Origin of the sequence: Photorhabdus sp. RM96S (genome assembly GCF_042879335.1) — a bacterium.
GTDB lineage: Bacteria > Pseudomonadota > Gammaproteobacteria > Enterobacterales > Enterobacteriaceae > Photorhabdus > Photorhabdus kayaii.
This window is the reverse complement of the sequence record NZ_JBHFKT010000049.1, coordinates 1-22,068: the sequence shown is the minus strand read 5'-3', so window position 1 is coordinate 22,068 and position 22,068 is coordinate 1. Positions and strand designations below refer to the sequence as shown.

Sequence of the window (22,068 nt, the reverse complement as noted above, 5' to 3'; positions counted from 1 at the left end):
GAACAGAGAAGGAAGACAATATGCAACTCAAAATAACCGGCCACAATATTGAAATTACTGATGCATTACGCGACATTATCACTGCAAAATGCAGCAAACTGGATCAATATTTCGACAGGATCAACCTGACTCAGGTAATCCTCCGAGTGGAAAAGGTACAACAAATCGCCGAAGCTACTGTACACATTAACGGAGGTGAGTTGCACGCATCATCAGAACATGAAGATATGTATGCAGCAATTGATGGACTGGTCGATAAACTGGCGCGTCAATTAACCAAACATAAAGACAAACTGAGACATCATTAACAGTTAGTTAACAAAAAATGTAGTAACAACAGCAGAGTATTACTGTAAAACAGTGCGCAAATACAGGATGCCACAGATAACCTATGGCATCCTGTATCAATAAGCACCTAAGTGAATAGGAAAATGAATAATCAAGCAGATTTACTACTAAGCTCTGTGCTTTCCCTCGCATGTACGCGCAATAATGTACATTGTTCGAGCAAAAAACGGGCTTTAGAGATTATCAGTGAGCTAGCATCTAAGCAGCTTAAGTTACCAGAAAATGTCGTATTCGAAGCAATATTAACCCGAGAAAAAGTAGGTACTACTGGAATTGGCAGTGGTATTGCTATCCCTCACGGTAAGTTAGATGAAGAAAGCTCAGATCAAGCGGTTGGCGTTTTCCTAAATCTGGAACAACCTATTGCTTTCGATGCTATTGATAATCAACCAGTCGATTTGCTGTTTGCTTTACTGGTTCCAAACGATCAATGCCAAACACACCTACACACATTGTCATTGATTGCCAAACGTCTTGCAGATAAAAATCTCTGCCGTCGTTTAAGATCGGCACAAAGTGATGAAGAACTATACGCAATTATCACTGAATAACTGTTGCAATGCATGGATAGCAATAGATAAGAGTGGCTCATAATAACCACTAAGAAATTAAGGGGAGTCGCCTCATGGTGCTGATGATAGTCAGTGGTCGTTCCGGTTCAGGTAAATCCGTTGCCTTACGCGCACTGGAAGATATGGGTTTTTATTGTGTAGACAACTTGCCGGTAGTATTACTGCCGGAATTAGCAAATACGCTAGCTGACCGCGATATTTCTGCTGCGGTTAGTATTGATGTAAGAAACATGCCGGAATCACCTGAAGTTTTCGAAGAAGCTCTGACTAAACTACCAGCGAGTTTCTCACCGCAATTACTATTCCTTGATGCTGAACGTAATACGTTGATCCGCCGTTATAGCGACACCCGCCGTCTGCATCCGCTATCAAGCAAAAATCTTTCTCTGGAAAGCGCTATTGATCAAGAAAGTGATCTGCTGGAACCCCTTCGTTCAAGAGCTGACCTGATTATCGACACCTCTGAAATGTCAGTCCATGAATTGGCTGAAATGCTAAGAACGCGTCTGCTAGGCAAACGGGAACGTGAGTTGACAATGGTCTTTGAGTCTTTCGGCTTTAAGCATGGCATTCCAATTGATGCCGACTATGTTTTTGACGTACGCTTCCTACCAAATCCACACTGGGACCCCAAATTACGGCCAATGACCGGTCTTGATCGTCCTGTAGCCGCTTTCCTCGACCGTCATACGGAAGTGCATAACTTCATCTATCAAACCCGCAGTTATCTTGAACTCTGGCTACCTATGCTTGAAACCAATAACCGCAGCTATCTGACCGTTGCTATTGGCTGTACCGGCGGTAAACACCGTTCTGTTTATGTGGCAGAACAGTTGGCCGATTATTTTCGTTCCAGAGGAAAAAACGTACAGTCGCGCCATCGTACTCTCGAAAAGCGAAAATAATGACTGTCAAGCAAAGACTTGAAATCAAAAATCGGCTGGGAATGCACGCCCGGCCAGCAATGAAGCTGTATGATCTAGTACAGCTCTTTGAATCTCATGTTATTTTACGCAATGATAGCCATGTTGAAGCCGAAGCCAGCAGTGTAATTGCTATGTTGATGCTGGATTCAGAAAAAGGCAGCTATATTGAAGTTGAAGCCAGTGGCCCAGATGAAGAACAGGCTCTTGCAGCTATTATTGATCTATTTAATTCGGGATTTGACGAAGAATAACCTTGCTCACTCACCTATGGATTATCATGTCCTTCACTGTTTTCATTAGCAGCACAAAACAGTTCGTGATCATGATCTCTTTATTTTCCAGTAAGAACAGCCTACTATCAGGTTAATCATTTTAAATAACACCCCCCTCCTCATGGTGCGGGGTGTTATTTTGTATTGGAATCCATTTGGAGTGTGGTATGACTAAACCAGCAATTATCATCAACGAATTAGACGCAGAACGTTTAGATTCCCTGTTGGAACAGCCAGCGTTTGCAGATACTAGTATCGCTGACGCTTTGAATGAGGAGCTGGATCGTGCAGAGATTGTACCGCCAGCAGAAATTCCATCAGATGTTGTGACGATGAACAGCCGGGTTCGTTTTATTGACCTGACAAGCAATGAAGAACGGGTACGTACTTTAGTTTATCCAGCGTCACTGCAAGACAGTTCAGATCAGCTTTCTGTTATGGCTCCTTTAGGTGCTGCATTATTGGGCCTTCGTATCGGTGACGAAATCAGTTGGGAATTGCCAAACGGCGAAGAAACCCGCGTCAAAGTATTAGAATTACTTTACCAACCAGAAGCTGCCGGTGAGCTCCACCGTTAATTCAGCCAGCCCATTTGATCCGGGCTGGCTAAAGTAATCGGAAACGAGTATCTCTTATTGACCAGCGATACTCATTTCCGGCAGTAAGACTGAACCACACTGGATATTACTACGCGTTTCAATATCATTCCCAATAGTGACCATATTGGCCCACATATCCTTTAAATTGCCTGCAATAGTAATCTCGCTGACAGGATACTGAATCTCACCATTTTCTACCCAAAAACCAGCGGCACCACGGGAATAGTCGCCAGTTACTGCACTGACTCCCTGCCCCATCAGTTCAGTGACCACTAACCCAGTTCCCATCTGACGCAGTAAATCTGCAAAATCTTGACCTTGCCCTGCAATGCACCAGTTATGAATCCCTCCTGCATGGCCGGTACTTGCCATTCCTAGCTTACGGGCAGAATAACTGGTCAGAAGCCAAGTCTGTAATATACCATCCTTGATAATATCCCGATTGCTGGTAGAAACACCTTCACTATCAAATGGAGAAGATGCTAACCCCGCCAGCAAGTGTGGCCGTTCTTCAATTGTCAGCCATGATGGCAGAATTTGTTTGCCCAGATGATCAAGCAGGAAAGAGGATTTCCGGTAAATACTGCTACCACTGATAGCGCCAACCAAATGACCGAAAAGGCCCGTTGCAACCTCCGCAGCAAACAACACCGGTGCTTTCATAGTCGGTAATTTACGTGGCGACAAACGAGATAATGCACGACGAGCACACTCCTGCCCAACCCATTCTGGCGATTTTAAATCTTCAAAACGACGACTAATGGTATACGCATAATCCCGTTCCATATCGCCATCAAGTTCAGCAATCACACAACTCGACATAGAATGACGACTGGAGCAATAGCTTTGCAACATACCGTGGCTGTTACCAAACACTCTGATACCGTAATGGCTGTTAAAACTGCCACCTTCAGTATTGGTAATACGCTTATCTGCCTGTAATGCAGCTTGTTCCGCACGAGCAGCCAGTTCAATTGCTTTATCCGCATCCAACTCTGTTGGATGGAACAAATCAAGATCTGGCGCTTCAAACGCCAGTAGCGCTTTATCTGCCGGGCCAGCACACGGGTCCTGAGAGGTATAACGAGCGATATCAATCGCAGCCTGAACAGTACGGGCAATGGCATCCGGGCTTAAATCTGTTGATGATGCGCTACCTTTACGTTGCTGATGATATACGGTGATCCCCAGAGCACCATCACTATTGAATTCTACATTTTCAATTTCACCAAAGCGGGTACTGACACTAATACCCGTTGTTTTATTAACCGCAACCTCCGCAGCATCACAACCCGCTTTTGCCAGCTCTAGTGCCCGTGAAACTGCGTTTTCCAGTTGTTTGCGTTGTTCCGCAATTTGATCCGTGATTTTCATTAATTACCTGTAATTTGATGAATAAAGGGAAAATCTGTCGGAAAAACAGAACCGTTTTATCCACACAGTCAATGTCGAGTGGTAATCCGACGTTTTTCCCAGTTACAATACACGATATTAGGATGTTAACACCCACCGAGCTACAGGTCATGCTCCAAAAATAAACCTGCCAGCTCCGGCCTTTTTAAAAGGAAAACCACTATGGCAAAGCAGCCTGAAGATTGGCTCAATGATTCTCCTGCCGAAGAGGAAGAGGAAGAGGAAGAGATAATTTGGGTCAGTAAAAGTGAAATTAAACGTGATGCCGAAGCATTGAAAAAGCTGGGTACAGAATTGGTTGAGCTCAGCAAAAGTGCGCTTGAACGCGTTCCGTTAGATGAGGATCTGCTGGCCGCCATTGAACTTGCACAGAAGATAAAAAGAGAGGGGCGCCGTCGCCAACTACAATTTATTGGTAAACTGCTGCGTACTCGGGATGTCGAGCCAATTACCACCGCGCTTGATAAACTGAAAAATCGTCATAATCAGCAAATCACTCTGCTCCATAAACTGGAAGAATTACGTGATAAATTGATTGATGGCAATGACGATGTTATTGATGAAGTGGTGGCGTTATTCCCACAAACCGATCGCCAGCAACTGCGTACTTTGATCCGCAACGCCAAAAAAGAAAAGGCGGCAAATAAGCCACCTAAATCTTATCGTCAGATTTTCCAGTATCTTAAAGATATGGCTGAATCCGCTTAACGACCTAAAACCCGTAAGGTTCTAATTTCTGTTAGGGGAAAATATTAAAACTAAGTTCCCCTTCCAGTTCTTCTATCACTGATTACGCGGGCGAGTTTAGAATTTTTCATCAGGTTTGCCATCTTTCGCGTCTCCACCATTATCGCTTGGTTTTCGTCAACAATTGCACGAGAAAGTTTGTGTTGAAAGTCGGCACGGGCATTGGCTATCCGTTCGTGTCTTATAATGATCTATCTCGGATAAACAACCAAAAATCAGGCTGTTCCTCCAACGGTCAAGTTGTCCAGTTTCAAAGTAGGCTGACCAACACCAACAGGGACACTCTGGCCCTCTTTGCCACAAACCCCAACACCTTTATCCAGAGCAAGATCGTTTCCTACCATAGAGATCTGCTGCATAGCCTCAATACCGGAACCGATAAGGGTTGCACCTTTCACTGGTTTGGTAATTTTACCGTTCTCAATCAGATAAGCTTCCGATGTCGAGAACACGAATTTACCGGAAGTGATATCCACTTGACCACCACCAAAATTTGGCGCATATAAACCATTCTCTACACTACTTATGATCTCTTCTGGTGTGGAATGACCCGCCAGCAAATAGGTATTAGTCATACGAGGCATTGGCAAATGGGCATAAGATTCACGGCGACCATTGCCCGTCGGCGCGACCCCCATCAGACGCGCATTCATTTTATCTTGCATGTAACCTTTCAGAATGCCATTTTCAATCAATACATTGTATTGTCCAGGAACGCCTTCATCATCAATTGCCAATGACCCCCGGCGACCTTTTATTGTGCCATCATCAACCACAGTACAGAGTTCAGACGCGACTTTTTCACCAATCTGACCAGAAAACACCGAGGTACCACGGCGGTTAAAATCACCTTCCAGCCCATGACCAACAGCTTCATGCAGCAACACTCCCGGCCAACCAGCCCCTAGAACAACCGGCATGGTACCAGCAGGTGCAGCAACAGCGGAAAGATTCACCAGTGCCATACGGACAGCTTCACGCGCAAATTGTTCTGCACGGATCTGACCACTAACCACTTCCAGAAAATATTCATAACCGTAACGGCCACCACCACCGCTAGTGCCGTGTTCACGTTTGCCGTTATCTTCCACCAGCACCGTGACAGATAAGCGAATGAGAGGACGGATATCAGCCGCCAAGGTCCCATCGGTTGCCGCGACCAACACCCGTTCATAGATCCCTGTCAGACTGGCATTGACTTCCTGTACTCTTGGATCTTCAGCACGAGCCACCTGATCCACACACTGCAATAACGCAACTTTTTCTTCACGGGAAAAACTTTGCAGCGGATCAATTGCTGCATAAAGCTGAGAATAGGTCACTTCGCCAAAAGTATGGGCTTTACCATTCCCTTTTTCATGGACGATGCTACGGGCAGCCTGTGCACTTTGTTGCAACGCATTCAACGTGATCTGGTCTGCATAAGCAAAACCCGTTTTTTCACCACTGATTGCCCTAACGCCAACCCCCTGATCAATATTATAGGAACCATCCTTAATAATCCGATCTTCCAGCACCCAAGATTCATGGTAACTGGACTGAAAATAGAGATCGGCATAATCAAGCCGACGTTCAGCCAGTTGACCGAGTACTGAAAACAGATCTTGATGGCTTAATTTATTTGCAGCCAGTAGGTGTTCACTGACAGAAGTTAAACTCATAATTGCTACTCTTTAATTTGCGGTATTTTTTCAATCAAGGAAGTCAACTGCGGTCGAAAGCGGTTATGTTTCACCACCTTCATCTGCTCACGCATAATCTTCAAGCTATCTGCCCTGATATTCAGTTGTAATGCACTGACTGCATCGGGGTTTTTCTTAATCACTTTCCCCCAACCATCCACTGCCATTGAGTGACCCCACGTCTGACGGGTTCCATGTACACCAACCTGAGCCGGCGCTAACAAAATACACTGGTTTTCAATAGCGCGAGCCCGTAACAGTGGCTCCCAATGTGCTTTTCCTGTTAAACGAGTAAATGCCGCAGGAACAGATATCAACTCAGCGCCTTGCTCACGTAATGCCTGAAACAACCCAGGGAAGCGCAGATCATAACATATGGTCATTCCGAGACGCCCAACAGGTGTATCTACAACGGTAATATGTTCCCCACGCTGGAAAACAGATGATTCATTATATGATCCATGTTCATCATTAATATTGACATCAAACATATGGATTTTGTCGTAACGTGCGCAAATCTTACCCTGATCATCAAACAACAGGCTACTACTGGTGAGCCGTTCAGGATTTTCACGACTGATAAGCGGCATAGAACCGATTAATAACCAAACACCATAACGGCGTGCAATCTCACTAACAGCTTGCTGCAAAGGCCCATGACCCTGTTGTTCCGCATGCCTACGATAGCTATCAGCATTAGCAAACAACAGTGCATTTTCCGGGGTCATGACAAACTTGATAGTATCTGGCAACTGCTTAATTTGTTGTTCAATTTGCGACAAATTATGTTTGATATTTTCACCGCTACATAACTGCAAGAGTGCAACATTAACGTTTCTCATGTTCCTCTATTCTCCTTAAGCTGACGCAGAACTTCATCAATTTTCGGTTGCTCAAGATTACCAGTAATCCGGTAACGAATAACGGATATCTTATTCCATAACGGCCCCAAAACCTTGGTCGCTGCGAATAATGCAGCACCTGCCATCGGATTGATGACAAAAGCCGTCGCTACCCCCACAGTAGCAGAAATCTCCGGTGTGACGATGGCTTCTATATTGATCTGTTGGCGAACAAGATCGATTTCACCTTTCGTTATCACATCGGCAATCAACCCATCAACCCGTAAGTTTTCAGTCTTGAGTATCCCATTTTTTACTGAAACATCACCACGAATTGAATCAAATTCAAAATCCTGGCTAAAGGTATCGCTAAAATCGAGCTGTAATTTACGTAACAGAGCATCAAAACTGACTAATTTTAGTAACTGACCAGCACTTCCTCCCCCCAATTTTTCAATAGCACCTTTGCCTAAGTCACTTTTAAGATTGCCATTCAACGTCTGGAAATTGGGTTTCCACGGAGTATCCCACCAATTAAAATCAAAATGGAAGGTAAACGGTGAATTTACAATCGGTACGACTATACCAAGGTAAGATGCCATCTCATCAAACTTTTCACCAGAAAATTGCCCCATAATACGAGTATTATTCCCTACAGCCCCTTCTTGCCAACGACCTGCCAAAGTTAGTTTACTGACACTGTTTTCTACTATTCCATCTCTTAATACCAGCGAATTACCTTCTGGAATCAGGGAACCAGACACCTTCCCAAGTTTCAATCCCATAATCCAACATTCAGAACAGATGATGTCTAACGAAGGCCATTGATTCAACGAATAACGCAGAGTTGTACCTGTCTGAGATTGCTTAGGTAAATCCGATTCAGCTTGCAGAGGACTATGTTGCAGAGGATTATAGTAAAGATGGCTCAAATTCATCTGCCAAGAGCCACTATGACGGATATTAAGTTTACCGCTGATTTCCCGACTATTAGCAGTGATCTGCGTTCCCCAAAGCTGTTTTTCCACATCCAACGATAACTGATTCCAACGTTGTCCCCCCGCATCCAGTGATGGAAGTGATATATGCAGATGCTGTGGCAACATTGACATACCTGCCAATGAAGAACCAGAAGTCAGAGGCGCAATCAGCCCTAACCACTCTTCCCCCTCAACTACCGGAAGATTCAATTCCAATAGGGATTTTTCAGGCAAATCAGGAATTTTATCGCTGCTTTGTAAAATTCCACGTGACAGTTGAGTGCTTTTCCCAGCCAGACGCCATTGAGTATTAAATGCATACTGTTTATCCAGAGTGCCTTTTACTTGCAACTGTTCCATATCACCATCAGCCAGAATATGAAGAGCACGCAGTTCATCCGCTTTCAGGGCAGATAAATAACTATCTACTTGTGATAAATCAACGTCGATTTTCATATCATATTGAGGCTTGCCCTGAAACGGCAAACTGACACCGACCTTCCCTTCCCAATCAACAGAGCCAGAAAACGCTTTAGCAATCGCTGGTGAAAATTTAGATAATTTTGCCACAGCCCAATGCGCATTCAGACCAACATTGACTCGGTAGTTTTTGGGTAAACTTTTAGTAGAAAAATCAACCGTAACAGGCTGCCCAAGCCATTGGGCCGATAATTTGCCGCTTTGTAAATTACCATTATCAAAGCGAAACCGGCCACTCACATTTTTCATTTCGCTATCTAGAGGCTTAATCAACAAGTGATTATTGTTTAAAGTCACCTCACCACGGGCATCCACATTGCCACCATTGAGTGGAATATCCAAATGCAAATTACCAGCAATCCGACCACCAACCTGCAATATATCCAGCGTTTCACCAACAGAATTTGCTAACGGGCTACGGGTAAAATATTCATGAATATCTTTGCCTTCTCCCAGAAGATCAGCGTTGATTAACAATTTCTTACTGCGATAATTAGAAATTACTGCTGAAACATTGCTAGCTTTCACTTTACCAAGTGCCGTTTGCGGAGCAAGCATCCATAAACTGTTATTCTGGAAATTAAGATCAATATTGAGATCTAGCAATGCCGGCCAATTTGGTTGGTACTGAAAAGTCGCATGACGCAATGGAGCAAAAACTTGAAACTGACCATTATTCTTTGCAAATGGGAAATCTTTTGGATTGCCTTGAAAAACAAAAGTCGCGTTTTCTATCTGCCCTTTAATAATTGAAGCTGTTAGATAGTCAGTCAGAGATGTTCCCATCAAAGATTCTGGAAAATATCTCCAGGCATCACCTGCATCATAAACCCGTATTCCCGCCAGAATATTCAGCGCAGGAGGCTGTTCTTTAGGCTGTTGATAACGAAAATCACCATTGACCCACAATGATTTCGCCTGCAAATCCAATCCTTGACTCCAAAGTTGTAAGCCTCGCTCATCTTGCCGCCAGAGTATTTCGCCATGACTTTGGGATATCTCGAACGGTGCCAAGAACATATCTCGATAATCAACGACACTATTCTTCAATGCAAAACTCAGTTTGCCTTGCCGCAAGCTGCCATTGAGAGAACCAGAGAAATTATCAATAGAAGGCAATTCCTGCCAACGCTGCCAACTGACATTCTGCCATTGCATACTGATTCGGGAATCATCTGCCATTTTGGGTGTAATATCGAGGGCAAGATACTTTACCAATCCTTGTGGCTGACGATGCTGCCAATCCTTCACAAGATCAGACGTCAAAAAAGAAAAAGTCGGTAAAATGCTACTTAGCCGTTCAAGTTGAACGTTTTTTGCCCGGACACGCCAATGATCATGACCATCAGCTCTCTTGGCTTCCGGTAGATAGAGCACTGATACTTTTCCTGACGGCCATTGTTGACCATCAGTGATCAAATTTGCCAGCTCAGGTGCATCAAACAACCAACCACCATCTTGGCGACGCATTCGTAACACTAAATCACTGACAGAAAGGTTGTGGGATTTGTTAGCAACTTTCCAATTAGCTTTTCCCTGACGGAGTTGCAGTTGACCACCATCAATCCGACCATCTTTCAGCATAATCCAGCTAGACAAACTAAACTCAGCATCCTTCAGCCCAGTATTATCCTGCAACCAATGGCTTAGCCACGGATGAACATCAACATTATCTGCCTGTAAATAAATAGTACCGTTATCCAATATGCCATTAGTGTCATGCAAATCAAATTTAACTTGTATATCCCCATGCTGATTATTGATCGAAGAGAGACTAATTTTCCCTTGAGCTCGGTGACGATTATCTTTATTCAGCCAGGTTAATTGTGGTAACAGAAGATCAGCGCGTTCACCAGAGGGAGTAAGGAAAGTAAAACGGCTATCTTGCAGATTAAAATGATCAAACTGCTCCAGAAACAGATCAGAAAATAGATCCGATTGGGAAAACATATTACCGCTTTGATCATTAAACAGCGGTTGATAGTAATCTACTTGTAACTGATAAAAAGTAAGATCGCGGAAATTCCAACGCATCCTTAGTAAAGATAACCAGATATCCAATGCAACCGTGATCTTTTTCGCTTTCACATCAGCATTTGCGGTTTTTACACTGATATCACGTAATTCAAAAACAGGCCCGAAAGATTCCCATTCTCCTGCAATATATCCAGCATCAATGGGTACACCAATAATTGATTCAATTTTAGCGAATAATTGTGGGCGGTAATCATTAATATGTGGCAGTAGAAAACGTAATCCACTAACAAGCAAAGCCACAATGATAATGACTATTGCGGCTGTCGCTAATAATACTCCCGGCAGTCGCCTCACACGCATCTCCTTGGTTACCAATGCTGTTATGTCAGCAAATCAGATGGTTACATCATAACTACGTCAAATTGTTCTTGACTGTAGAGCTGTTCTGTCTGAACTTTTACCTGTTTACCGACAAAAATCTCCACTTCCGCCAGTGCATGAGATTCCTCTCCTTTCAACGCTTCAGCCACTGCGGGTGAGGCATAAATAAGGAAACGATCTGCGTCAACTGCCCGGTGCACTCGCACAATTTCACGCATAATCTCATAACAGACAGTTTCAACAGATTTCACGGTTCCCCTTCCTTTACAAGTAGGGCAATCGCCGCAAAGTATATGCTCGATACTTTCACGAGTCCGCTTACGAGTCATTTCCACCAGCCCGAGTTGTGAAAAACCATTAATCGTGGTTTTAACACGATCTTTACTCAGCACCTGTTCAAGAGAAGCCAATACCCGTCGGCGATGCTCCTCGCTATTCATATCGATAAAATCGATAATAATAATACCACCTAGATTACGCAGCCTTAATTGTCTGGCAATAGCTTGCGTCGCCTCAATATTGGTATTAAAAATAGTTTCTTCCAAATTACGATGACCAACAAATGCGCCGGTATTAATATCAATTGTGGTCATCGCTTCAGTTTGGTCAATAATCAAATAACCACCTGATTTTAATTCAACTTTGCGATCGAGTGCTCGCTGAATTTCATTTTCTACATCAAACAGATCGAAAATAGGCTGACTACCGTTATAAAGCTCTAATCTGGCTGTCATTTTAGGAATATATTCGCGAATAAATTCCTGTAACTGAGTAAACGTCAAACGAGAATCTACACGAATACGATCAAGGGCCGCGCCGGCGAAATCACGCAAAATACGATGAGCCAAAGCCAATTCGCCATAAAGTTTATTTTTAGTGACATTGCGCTTTTTACGCTCCATCACCTTACTCCACAATCGTTTCAAGAAAGCCGCATCCTGAGCTAATTCTTCGTCGCCAACGCCCTCAGCAGCCGTCCGAATAATGAAACCACCATGTTCATCACAATAATCAGCAACAATATTTTTCAGGCGATTACGCTCTTCTTCACTTTCAATACGTTGTGAAACCCCGACATGAGATGCACCGGGCATAAATACAAGATAACGGGAAGGTAAGGTAATATCGGTAGTGAGCCGAGCACCCTTGGTACCAAGGGGATCTTTCACTACCTGAACCATTAAATCTTGTCCCTGGCGAACCAACTCAGCAATATCCTTAACATGAAAGTTCTTTTGCTCCTCACCGGCAATACATTCCGTATGAGGCATAATATCTGAGGCATGAAGAAAGGCGGCTTTTTCCAGCCCAATATCAACAAAAGCAGCCTGCATTCCTGGTAATACCCGACTTACACGACCTTTATAAATATTGCCGACAATTCCCCTTTTGGCTTCCCTTTCAATATGGATTTCTTGCAAAATCCCACCATCAATGTAAGCAACGCGCGTTTCGGATGGTGTGATGTTGACTAATAACTCTGCTGTCATAGGTTCCCCTTCCCATCAACTAACGCAAAAAACTTTGTGATTAATTCGTGCGTTTCCACCAATGGCAGACCAACAACTGAGTGATAACTGCCATTCAGCGTTTTAACAAAGCAACCCGCTTTTCCCTGAATACCATAAGCTCCCGCTTTGTCCATCGGCTCACCGGTTGCTACATAATCCAAAATTTCCTGCGTGGATAATTGGCGAAAGGTTACATCTGTAATAACTATATCACTTAAGGTACGCTGACTATCTGATAAAGCAATGGCTGTCATCACCTGATGACGCTGACCGGAAAGTGCACTGAGCATTGCAACAGCATGTTGCTCGCTACGTGGTTTTTCTAGAATCTTACCATTCAATACAACAACAGTATCCGCTCCCAACACCAGAAAATCCTCTGGTGCAATAGCAACTCCCGCTAGAGATTTATCTTTTGCTAATCGGCTGACATACTGACGCGGAGTTTCACCCTCTTGCCACTGCTCCTTTACCTGAGGAGAAAGAATTTCAAATTTAAAGTCCAATAATTCAACCAGCTCACGCCGCCTTGGTGAGCCGGAAGCCAGATAAAGGGTTTTCATGATGATCTCGTCCTTACTACTACCTATCTCATTAGGCTATTTCATTTGCCATTTTGAACCTAGAGCAGAGCTTAATCCTCACGTACATTATGTACGCTCCGGTTATACGCACTACTCGTATCCTCAAGTTATTGGAAAAAATGGCCTGCATCAGTAACGCCTGCTGGAATAAGCTCTGTCAGGACATTAAAAACGGCGATCCGACCACTAATGTACATTAAACTGACGACGGATTTTTCGCATTAACAGGAACAACCACGGCCAAAGAATACCATTGACCAAACTGTTCCAGAATACTTCTGGATGAAAAGCAACATTTGATAACAAAAATTCTGCCCAAAAAACGCTGAGATCCATCAGTACCGATAAAGCAATGACAACCAAAGCCTGCTGCCAAAGTGCCATATTGCGAAATAATTGAAACTTAAATGACACCAAATAACTCACAAGGCTGTAAGCCAAAGCATTAACACCCAGTGTCGCTCCCTGAATCAAATCTACGATGATCCCCAATATAAAACCGGTACCAACACTGACTCTATGCGGTAACGCCATCACCCAGTAAATCAACAATAGTGCCGACCAAGTTGGCCGATACATATAAATTTGCTCCGGCCACGGCATAATTTGCAGCACCATTGCAATCAAGAAAGATACCCAAATGATCCAACGCCCATGACTCCGGTATTGATTCATTAACGATTTCCCGAATTTATAAATTTAGCCGACGTTATTGTCGATTCAGCACCTTTTACTCTTTCTGTTGTCTTGGTTGCTTCATCAGAAACCGACGATGGTGCAGGTGGTCCCATTTCATTTGCATGTGGCAATACCTGGGGCATCATTTGCATTAAACGTTCGTTGGCTACACGATAAACCTCTGATGGAGGCAATGGTTCGGATGGATTATTATCTGCCCCCCACAACAACAACAAATAACGCAAACGCTGTAATTCTGCCGTTGGCCGAGCATGAATTACAGTATAAGCCCGTTGATTATCGACTTTAACTGACGAAACCACAGCAACCGGATAACCTTCCGGGAAGCGACCCCCTAATCCAGAAGTCACCAACACATCCCCAACCCGAATATCTGTGTTGCTCGGTAATAACTCAAACTGCAAATCATCAGTACAACCTGCACCAGCAATAATAGCCCTGATATCATTACGTAAGACCTGGATGGGTAAAGCATGAGTCGTATCACAAATCAGTAATACCCGGCTAGTAAACTGACTGACAGCAACAACCTGACCAACAATGCCTTTATCACTGATAACAGGTTGCCCTTCATAAACACCTTCTCTTGATCCCTTATCGATGACGACCTGATCACTATAAGGATTAGCCCTACCGGAGATCACCTGCGTCACCATCATGTGTTCATCCTGACGTAAAGGTGATCCCAATAGCTCACGCAAGCGGGAATTTTCCTGTTTAAGTTGGCCTAACAACAGCATATCGCTATTTTTCATCAATAATTCTTGGCGTAAAGCACGATTTTCCAATCGAAGTTGTTCACGGGAAGCAAGGGTTTCTGACACACCATCAAGCACTTGACGCGGGCCATTGGCGAGAAAATAAAATGGACTGACTACCGTATCCATATAATTACGGACTTTACTGAGAGCATCAAGGCGGCTGTCTGCCACAACCAAAGCAATGGCAACAATAACAGCAAAGAAAAGTCGTAATTGCAGGGAAGGCCCTCTGCTAAAAATTGGCTTCATAAGCTGCGCTATTCCAAACTGTACTGTTTCATAAACAATGGAATTCCCAGACAGCAATCGCAAGGAGGTCTGAGCTGCCCGTCATTCCCCCCTCACTTGCAAGTTAACACTCACTCCTCGCTGAAGAGTTCACCGCCATGCATGTCGATCATTTCAAGTGCTTTCCCGCCACCACGAGCAACACACGTCAAGGGATCTTCCGCAACAATGACAGGAATACCGGTTTCCTCTATCAGTAAACGGTCAAGATTGCGCAATAATGCACCACCCCCGGTCAAGATCATGCCTCGTTCTGAAATATCGGAAGCCAATTCTGGAGGACACTGCTCAAGAGCGACCATGACAGCACTGACAATACCCGTTAAAGGCTCTTGCAGAGCTTCAAGAATTTCATTGGAGTTAAGCGTAAAGCCACGTGGCACACCTTCAGCCAAGTTACGACCACGCACTTCAATCTCCAGCATCTCATCACCAGGATAAGCAGAACCGATCGTGTACTTAATACGCTCAGCCGTTGCTTCACCAATCAGTGAACCATAATTACGACGAACGTAATTGATAATAGCCTCATCAAAACGATCACCACCGATACGTACAGAAGATGAATAAACAACCCCGTTCAAAGAGATAACCGCCACTTCCGTCGTGCCACCACCAATATCCACAACCATTGATCCAGTGGCTTCAGAAACAGGTAAGCCTGCACCAATCGCCGCAGCCATAGGTTCTTCAATCAAAAATACTTCACGAGCGCCAGCACTGAGTGCAGATTCACGGATTGCCCGACGCTCAACCTGAGTTGCACCAACCGGTACACAAACCAAAACTCGCGGGCTTGGACGCATGAAACTGTTGCTATGAACTTGCTTAATAAAGTGTTGCAGCATCTTCTCTGTAACATAAAAATCGGCAATCACCCCATCTTTCATCGGACGAATTGCCGCAATATTACCCGGTGTTCGACCCAGCATTTGCTTTGCTTCCTGCCCAACGGCAGCAACACTTTTCGATGAACCAGCACGATCCTGACGGATTGCGACGACAGAAGGTTCATTCAATACAATACCCTGACCTTTGACATAAATAAGGGTATTGGCGGTACCCAAGTCAATAGACAAGTCGTTGGAAAACATGCCACGAAATTTTTTAAACATAGCGAAAGGATAATCCTGCAAGCTGGGGACGGAACGAAACCCGTCTACTCTACCAACCACATGAAGCAGCGACAAGGCACACAAGCACTTGCTTCAATAAAAAAGTGGCTACGTTATTCATATCAACAGAGCGATATTCTACGTTACTTCTCCCAAACGGAGCAGAAAAAAACTGCATAAAAATGGGTTAATTTTACCAATTGTTCCATAACTGAATGCAAGAACCACCTGATTTTGCATAATTCAACATTAGGCACGGATACCGTAACCCGAATAAACCCGCTCCTGTTTTTTGACCAGTAACGATTCTTGTAAGTTCACATAAGACCCACACTTCTGCTCACTATTTCCAATATTTAACTACAAGTACGTAGTCTATGTAGTGAACAAATTAATGATGTAATAAATTGCGACTAAAATACAATACTTTCTGCTAATAAATAATAAAAAACAGAATTTTCTGAAATAGATCTCGATAGGTAATAGTCTGAAATCCGATACCGACATCATAGAAAAAATGTGAACAGATTCTGTTTCAGAATCCATCAATACTTTATTTTTTCTTATATTCCTTATGTAAATCACCCATTTTTATCTATTCTTATTTAATGACAAAATCAATTACAGAAAACGGAACGATCAATGAAAGCCTTGCTACTCAAACAACAACAGAATCAATTAACAGCGTCCATTGAAGAAGTTGAGACTTCTCATCTTCCCAAGGGGGATGTTACCGTCGATATTCACTGGTCAACCCTGAACTATAAAGATGCATTGGCAATCACAGGTAAAGGGAAAATTATCCGTCAATTTCCAATGATACCGGGCATTGATTTCTCTGGAATCGTACACCACACAGAAGATCCGCGTTTTCATATCGGCCAGCATGTTTTATTAACCGGCTGGGGCGTAGGAGAAAATCATTGGGGCGGCTTGGCAGAACAAGCCAGAGTTTCAGGGGAATGGTTAACGCCTTTACCCATTGGTTTGGATAGCCGACAGGCAATGATCATTGGTACTGCTGGCTTTACCGCAATGCTGTGTGTTATCGCCTTGGAACAAGGTGGCGTCAAGCCAGAAAATGGTGATGTTATTGTGACAGGCGCCAGTGGTGGTGTAGGAAGCACAGCAATAGCGCTACTCTCACAACTTGGCTATTCCGTTGTTGCCGTTAGCGGCAGACAAGAAAATCATGAATATTTGTTGTCCCTGGGGGCAAAAAAGGTTCTGCCACGTCATGAATTTAGCCAACCACCGCGCCCATTGGAAAAACAACTTTGGGCAGGAGCCATTGATACTGTAGGCGATAATATACTAGCAACAATACTGGCCCAAACTCACTATAACGGTACCGTTGCAGCCTGCGGTCTTGCCAGCAATGCCAATCTGCCAACAACAGTGATGCCATTTATTTTACGCAACATACGCCTGCAAGGTGTAGAGTCGGTCACGGTTCCATCAGCCAAACGCCCCGCCGTGTGGCAACGTCTGCAAGAGCTACTGCCTGCTGCTTTTTATCAACAAGCAACGACTGAAATCACACTAGACCAAGCTGTGGAATACGCTAATAAATTGATAGCTAACCAGGTTACAGGACGTACATTGGTAAGAGTTCGTTAAGAATTGTGATTAGCCTCTAAAGTACGGTTGTTTTATTCTTGACATTTTTTCTGATAAGACCAGTATTTAGCTGCTAAATGCTACGATATGATTATAATGTCGCGCTTTATCGCCGAAATGAACTTGTGGCTGTTATAAAAAGATGACAAATCGTTAATATAGGATTATGTTGGGCAGTTGTTGACAAATTGCCGGAGATACCAGCACAATGGCAGACAAGTTTCACATTTTACTCCTTAACGGCCCTAACTTGAATATGTTAGGAACCCGGGAACCTGATATCTATGGCAACTTAACGCTTGATGATATCGTCAGCAAATTGTCTGAAGAAGCCCATCAATCAGGGGTCAAATTCAGTCACCTGCAATCCAACGCAGAATTTGAGCTGATAAATAGAATTCATTCTGCACAGGGTAATACTGATTTTATCTTGATTAACCCTGCTGCATTCACGCATACCAGCGTGGCACTGCGTGATGCATTGCTGACAGTGAAGATCCCATTTATTGAGATCCACCTATCCAATGTTCACGCCCGCGAGCCATTTCGTCATCACTCATATCTTTCAGATCTTGCTGTTGGTGTAATCTGCGGTTTAGGGGAAGATGGCTATAGCTTTGCATTACAGGCAGCGGTAAACCGCTTGTCAAAACTCAACTAAATAAAACAGAAGAGTACGGAATCACACTCATGGATATTCGTAAGATAAAAAAACTGATCGAGCTGGTTGAAGAATCTGGCATTTCTGAACTGGAAATTTCTGAAGGGGAAGAGTCAGTGCGCATCAGCCGCGCATTAGCCCCCCAGAGTTTTCCGGCAGCTCAACAATATATTCCCGTCCAAGCGCAACAACCTGCGCTGGCTAGCGCTGTTGCGCCTTCTCAAGCTCTACCAGAAACGATCAGCGACAGATCGGTTGCAATCGACGGCCACGTTGTTCGTTCTCCAATGGTAGGTACCTTCTATCGTACACCTAGCCCAGATGCGAAACCGTTTATCGAAATCGGCCAACGTGTCAATGTGGGTGATACCCTCTGCATCGTTGAAGCAATGAAAATGATGAATCAGATTGAAGCCGACAAAGCAGGTGTGGTTAAAGCGATTCTTGTGGAAAACGGTCAACCCGTTGAATTTGACGAGCCATTGGTCGTCATCGAATAACGAGGCGTTCCCATGCTTGATAAAATTGTAATTGCTAACCGTGGTGAAATTGCCCTGCGTATCCTGCGAGCTTGTAAAGAGTTAGGGATCAAAACCGTTGCGGTACATTCCTCTGCGGATCGTGATTTAAAACACGTACTGCTGGCAGATGAAACTATCTGTATCGGCCCGGCAGCTTCTGCAAAAAGCTATCTTAATATCCCTGCGATTATTTCTGCGGCAGAAATCGCTGGCGCAGTAGCCATTCACCCTGGCTACGGTTTTCTGTCTGAAAATGCAGATTTTGCTGAACAGGTTGAACGTTCCGGCTTTATTTTTATCGGCCCAAAAGCAGAAACGATCCGCCTGATGGGTGATAAAGTTTCTGCTATCAATGCGATGAAAAAAGCAGGGGTTCCTTGTGTACCAGGCTCTGATGGTCCATTGTCTGATGACACAGAGAAAAACAAAACCATCGCTAAACGCATCGGCTATCCTGTCATCATCAAAGCATCCGGCGGTGGTGGTGGTCGCGGTATGCGCGTCGTCCGCAGTGATAAAGATCTGGAACAATCAATCAATATGACCCGTGCGGAAGCAAAAGCTGCTTTCAATAACGATATGGTTTATATGGAAAAATTCCTTGAGAATCCACGTCATATTGAAATCCAGGTATTGGCCGACGGTCAAGGTCAAGCAATTTATCTGGCTGAACGTGATTGCTCTATGCAACGCCGTCACCAGAAAGTTGTCGAAGAAGCCCCTGCTCCGGGTATCACGCCAGAGATGCGCCGCAGTATTGGTGAACGTTGTGCTAACGCATGTATTGAAATTGGCTATCGTGGCGCTGGTACTTTCGAATTCCTGTATGAAAACGGCGAGTTCTACTTCATTGAGATGAACACCCGTATTCAGGTCGAACATCCAGTTACAGAAATGATTACCGGTGTTGACTTGATTAAAGAGCAGTTGCGGATTGCCGCAGGTATGCCACTTTCAATTAAGCAGAAAGATGTTGTTATTCGTGGTCACGCCATTGAGTGTCGTATCAATGCCGAAGATCCGAACACATTCCTGCCAAGCCCAGGAAAAATTACCCGCTTCCACTCACCAGGTGGATTTGGCGTACGTTGGGAATCACATATTTATGCTGGCTACACCGTTCCCCCTTACTATGATTCAATGATTGGTAAGCTGATTACTTACGGTGAAAATCGTGACAATGCCATTGCCCGTATGAAAAATGCATTGGCAGAATTGATCATTGATGGCATCAAAACAAATATCGAGCTTCAACAGACGATTATGAATGATGAAAACTTTCAGAATGGTGGCACGAATATCCACTATCTGGAGAAAAAACTGGGATTACAGGAAACTTAAAACTGGTTTAATGACATCAATATCTTTGAAGGAGCGCTTAAACGCTCCTTCAAATTACTGACAAAGCGCCGCTTTTTAATTTTAATCAAGTTCTGTTCGCCAAACGGAGTTTACCACCACGTTAAAACCCACCTTGAGGTAAAATCAGTGTGATTTTAAAATCTGGAAAAAGGGCAAGTGCATCACGAAAAAACCGGTAAAAACGTTAGTCATTAAAGGTAAAACCGAAAGTAATTAAAGATTTTTTAAAGCAGGTAAAAAACTCGATACTATACTGATATTGGAAGAGAAAACATCAGGAAAAACGGCTTTTGAATCTATTAACCACATGACAAAATAATAGCGTTAATCAAAAAACAAGAAGATGAGATTGTATCAAAACATTCAACAGGATTAACCGCATTAAGAAAATTTTCTCAAACAAAAGATTTTGCATGACTGAAAGAAGTTTACGAAAAATGAGGATAATCGTTAAAAAAAGTTGAGAAGCTTTTAGATTAAACATGGAAAAAAGAACAAAAACGTTTAAAAGCATTAAAGATGATTAACTCAGTTATCCATCAGACAAAGGTTAAAAAAATAGGTTCCGATTAATACTAGCTTTTTAAGCAAGACAGAATGACTAAAAAACAGTTTACTCCCTGCCATATTTAATGCATTTATCAGCGATACTATACTCCGTTTATTTTATAATTACCAAATCTGTCATGACCATTTAAAAGCGAAAATACAGAGATATTAAAGCTTTTATATAAAAAGCGGATTTAACTAAATACATGCAACTTTTCAAAAGGAGAGTTAATTATATTTAATCGAAGTCATCAACCATTAAAAGAAAGTCGAAAAGAAATCAGCATGCAAAAGCATATTATCCGAACAGATGGGTATTAACGCGCTTTATCATCGTTATTTTATGAAGAAAACCATAAAAACAACGCAATAAAAAAATGGATAAAACGATTAATCTGGCAGGATTAACACCCTGAAAAAAAGGGGATTATCTGAAAAAACATCAAGGGTAGTGATTTATTAAAACTACTCAGAATTGCCGGTAAAACAGCATCAATAAAGGGTATGATTAACGTTGGTTTGACGTAAAATAAGATATCCTATAGTGATTAAACTTAATAAAAATCAAGTGGTAAAAGTGATCACAAACCGTCAAAACACTATACTGATTAAAACCCTAAATTAAAACAGTGACTTTAAATAACAGTTTAAAACCTGCTCATGATAAAACTCAAAGTGGAGCCTGTAATTTAAACTGGCTTTACACTATTTTAACTCGCCAATAATATGGCTTTTCTACGGTTCGATTAAACCGTTCCTCTTTATAAAAACCATTGCCCGTCAACTTCACAAATGATTTGGATATTGCTATATCGTTTTTGAAAGCGCGAGCATGATTATGTTCTATACCCGTCATCTTTCAAATTGCCTCTTTGTTGGCTGCACTCACTCACCCCGGTCACATAGTTATCTATGCTCCCGGGGATTCGCTCCCTTGCCGCCGCGATGCATCTTGAAATCCATAGGGTATATATTATTAACCATTTTTCATTCCTATTTTAGTTTCTATTATTTGTTTTTTACTTATTTCTTTATCGCCTCTATTACCCGTTATATAAATAATACTACCAGGGCTAACGCATGATCATTTTTTATCCATAAGATGACGAATTAACCGTACAAAATAAGCCACGCTTTATTCTTGTTGCAATCTTATCTGTTTACCGTTATTTATCCAC

General features: G+C 43.1%; 19 protein-coding genes and 1 pseudogene. 10 read left to right on the top strand and 10 right to left on the bottom strand.

Translation table 11 applies throughout. The features are described from left to right. Positions 1-20: 20 nt before the first annotated feature. The 5 genes from hpf (at position 21) to rnk (ending at position 2,696) form a co-directional block, all read left to right on the top strand. Entirely contained in the window at positions 21-308 is a 288-nt protein-coding gene (hpf, locus tag ACGF49_RS21490) for a ribosome hibernation promoting factor (protein WP_036775988.1), read from the top strand. Positions 309-431: 123 nt separating this feature from the next. After that, the gene (gene ptsN / locus ACGF49_RS21485; RefSeq protein ID WP_112896282.1) at positions 432-899 is read left to right on the top strand and encodes a PTS IIA-like nitrogen regulatory protein PtsN; all 468 of its coding nucleotides are present in this window, start codon (positions 432-434) and stop codon (positions 897-899) included. A gap of 74 nt (positions 900-973) precedes the next feature. Then, positions 974-1,825, top strand: a complete 852-nt coding sequence (rapZ, locus tag ACGF49_RS21480; RefSeq protein ID WP_011148173.1) for an RNase adapter RapZ — start codon at positions 974-976, stop codon at positions 1,823-1,825. Further along, on the top strand, positions 1,825-2,097 hold the full coding sequence (gene npr / locus ACGF49_RS21475) for a PTS phosphocarrier protein NPr (protein ID WP_011148174.1): 273 nt from the start codon (positions 1,825-1,827) through the stop codon (positions 2,095-2,097). The genes rapZ and npr overlap by 1 nt, the downstream gene beginning before the upstream one ends. Before the next feature lie 188 nt (positions 2,098-2,285). Beyond that, the gene (gene rnk, locus ACGF49_RS21470) at positions 2,286-2,696 is read left to right on the top strand and encodes a nucleoside diphosphate kinase regulator (RefSeq protein ID WP_112879249.1); all 411 of its coding nucleotides are present in this window, start codon (positions 2,286-2,288) and stop codon (positions 2,694-2,696) included. A gap of 54 nt (positions 2,697-2,750) precedes the next feature. On the opposite strand, the gene pmbA is transcribed toward rnk, so the two are convergent. Further along, a complete protein-coding gene (gene pmbA / locus ACGF49_RS21465; RefSeq protein WP_228900913.1) occupies positions 2,751-4,091 on the bottom strand; it encodes a metalloprotease PmbA in 1,341 nt (446 codons plus the stop codon). 201 nt (positions 4,092-4,292) lie between these two features. Between pmbA and yjgA the strand changes: the two genes are divergently transcribed. Further along, a complete protein-coding gene (gene yjgA, locus ACGF49_RS21460) occupies positions 4,293-4,838 on the top strand; it encodes a ribosome biogenesis factor YjgA (RefSeq protein WP_387492708.1) in 546 nt (181 codons plus the stop codon). Between the two features lie 74 nt (positions 4,839-4,912). Here the strand turns inward: yjgA and ACGF49_RS21455 are convergent. The 9 genes and pseudogenes from ACGF49_RS21455 to mreB form a co-directional block, all read right to left on the bottom strand. Next, positions 4,913-5,056: pseudogene (locus ACGF49_RS21455) on the bottom strand (RNA-guided endonuclease TnpB family protein); the annotation flags it as partial. A 36-nt stretch (positions 5,057-5,092) separates the two neighbouring features. Beyond that, positions 5,093-6,538 carry a metalloprotease TldD gene (gene tldD / locus ACGF49_RS21450; RefSeq protein WP_228900914.1) on the bottom strand — a complete coding sequence of 482 codons (1,446 nt, stop codon included), beginning with the start codon at positions 6,536-6,538 and terminating at the stop codon, positions 5,093-5,095. 5 nt (positions 6,539-6,543) lie between these two features. After that, positions 6,544-7,401, bottom strand: a complete 858-nt coding sequence (gene nit1 / locus ACGF49_RS21445; RefSeq protein WP_113043676.1) for a deaminated glutathione amidase — start codon at positions 7,399-7,401, stop codon at positions 6,544-6,546. Beyond that, positions 7,398-11,192: an AsmA2 domain-containing protein YhdP gene (gene yhdP / locus ACGF49_RS21440; RefSeq protein WP_271859659.1), complete on the bottom strand. Its 3,795-nt coding sequence runs from the start codon at positions 11,190-11,192 to the stop codon at positions 7,398-7,400. Before yhdP ends, nit1 begins: the two co-directional genes overlap by 4 nt. A gap of 47 nt (positions 11,193-11,239) precedes the next feature. Next, positions 11,240-12,709: a ribonuclease G gene (rng, locus tag ACGF49_RS21435; RefSeq protein WP_113043674.1), complete on the bottom strand. Its 1,470-nt coding sequence runs from the start codon at positions 12,707-12,709 to the stop codon at positions 11,240-11,242. After that, positions 12,706-13,293: a nucleoside triphosphate pyrophosphatase gene (locus tag ACGF49_RS21430; RefSeq protein ID WP_228900916.1), complete on the bottom strand. Its 588-nt coding sequence runs from the start codon at positions 13,291-13,293 to the stop codon at positions 12,706-12,708. Before ACGF49_RS21430 ends, rng begins: the two co-directional genes overlap by 4 nt. A gap of 207 nt (positions 13,294-13,500) precedes the next feature. Then, on the bottom strand, positions 13,501-13,989 hold the full coding sequence (gene mreD, locus ACGF49_RS21425) for a rod shape-determining protein MreD (RefSeq protein WP_112879257.1): 489 nt from the start codon (positions 13,987-13,989) through the stop codon (positions 13,501-13,503). After that, on the bottom strand, positions 13,989-15,023 hold the full coding sequence (gene mreC / locus ACGF49_RS21420; RefSeq protein ID WP_112896274.1) for a rod shape-determining protein MreC: 1,035 nt from the start codon (positions 15,021-15,023) through the stop codon (positions 13,989-13,991). The genes mreD and mreC overlap by 1 nt, the downstream gene beginning before the upstream one ends. A 110-nt stretch (positions 15,024-15,133) precedes the next feature. Further along, on the bottom strand, positions 15,134-16,177 hold the full coding sequence (gene mreB / locus ACGF49_RS21415) for a rod shape-determining protein MreB (RefSeq protein ID WP_387492700.1): 1,044 nt from the start codon (positions 16,175-16,177) through the stop codon (positions 15,134-15,136). 642 nt (positions 16,178-16,819) lie between these two features. On the opposite strand from mreB, the gene ACGF49_RS21410 reads away from it, so the two are divergent. From ACGF49_RS21410 to accC, 4 genes are all read left to right on the top strand, one after another. Then, positions 16,820-17,797, top strand: coding sequence for an MDR family oxidoreductase (locus tag ACGF49_RS21410; protein WP_113043672.1), 978 nt, complete (start codon positions 16,820-16,822; stop codon positions 17,795-17,797). A 208-nt stretch (positions 17,798-18,005) separates the two neighbouring features. After that, positions 18,006-18,458: a type II 3-dehydroquinate dehydratase gene (gene aroQ, locus ACGF49_RS21405; RefSeq protein WP_113043671.1), complete on the top strand. Its 453-nt coding sequence runs from the start codon at positions 18,006-18,008 to the stop codon at positions 18,456-18,458. A 29-nt stretch (positions 18,459-18,487) separates the two neighbouring features. Further along, the gene (gene accB / locus ACGF49_RS21400) at positions 18,488-18,958 is read left to right on the top strand and encodes an acetyl-CoA carboxylase biotin carboxyl carrier protein (protein ID WP_113043670.1); all 471 of its coding nucleotides are present in this window, start codon (positions 18,488-18,490) and stop codon (positions 18,956-18,958) included. A gap of 12 nt (positions 18,959-18,970) precedes the next feature. Continuing rightward, positions 18,971-20,320 carry an acetyl-CoA carboxylase biotin carboxylase subunit gene (gene accC / locus ACGF49_RS21395; RefSeq protein WP_113043669.1) on the top strand — a complete coding sequence of 450 codons (1,350 nt, stop codon included), beginning with the start codon at positions 18,971-18,973 and terminating at the stop codon, positions 20,318-20,320. Positions 20,321-22,068: the final 1,748 nt, after the last annotated feature.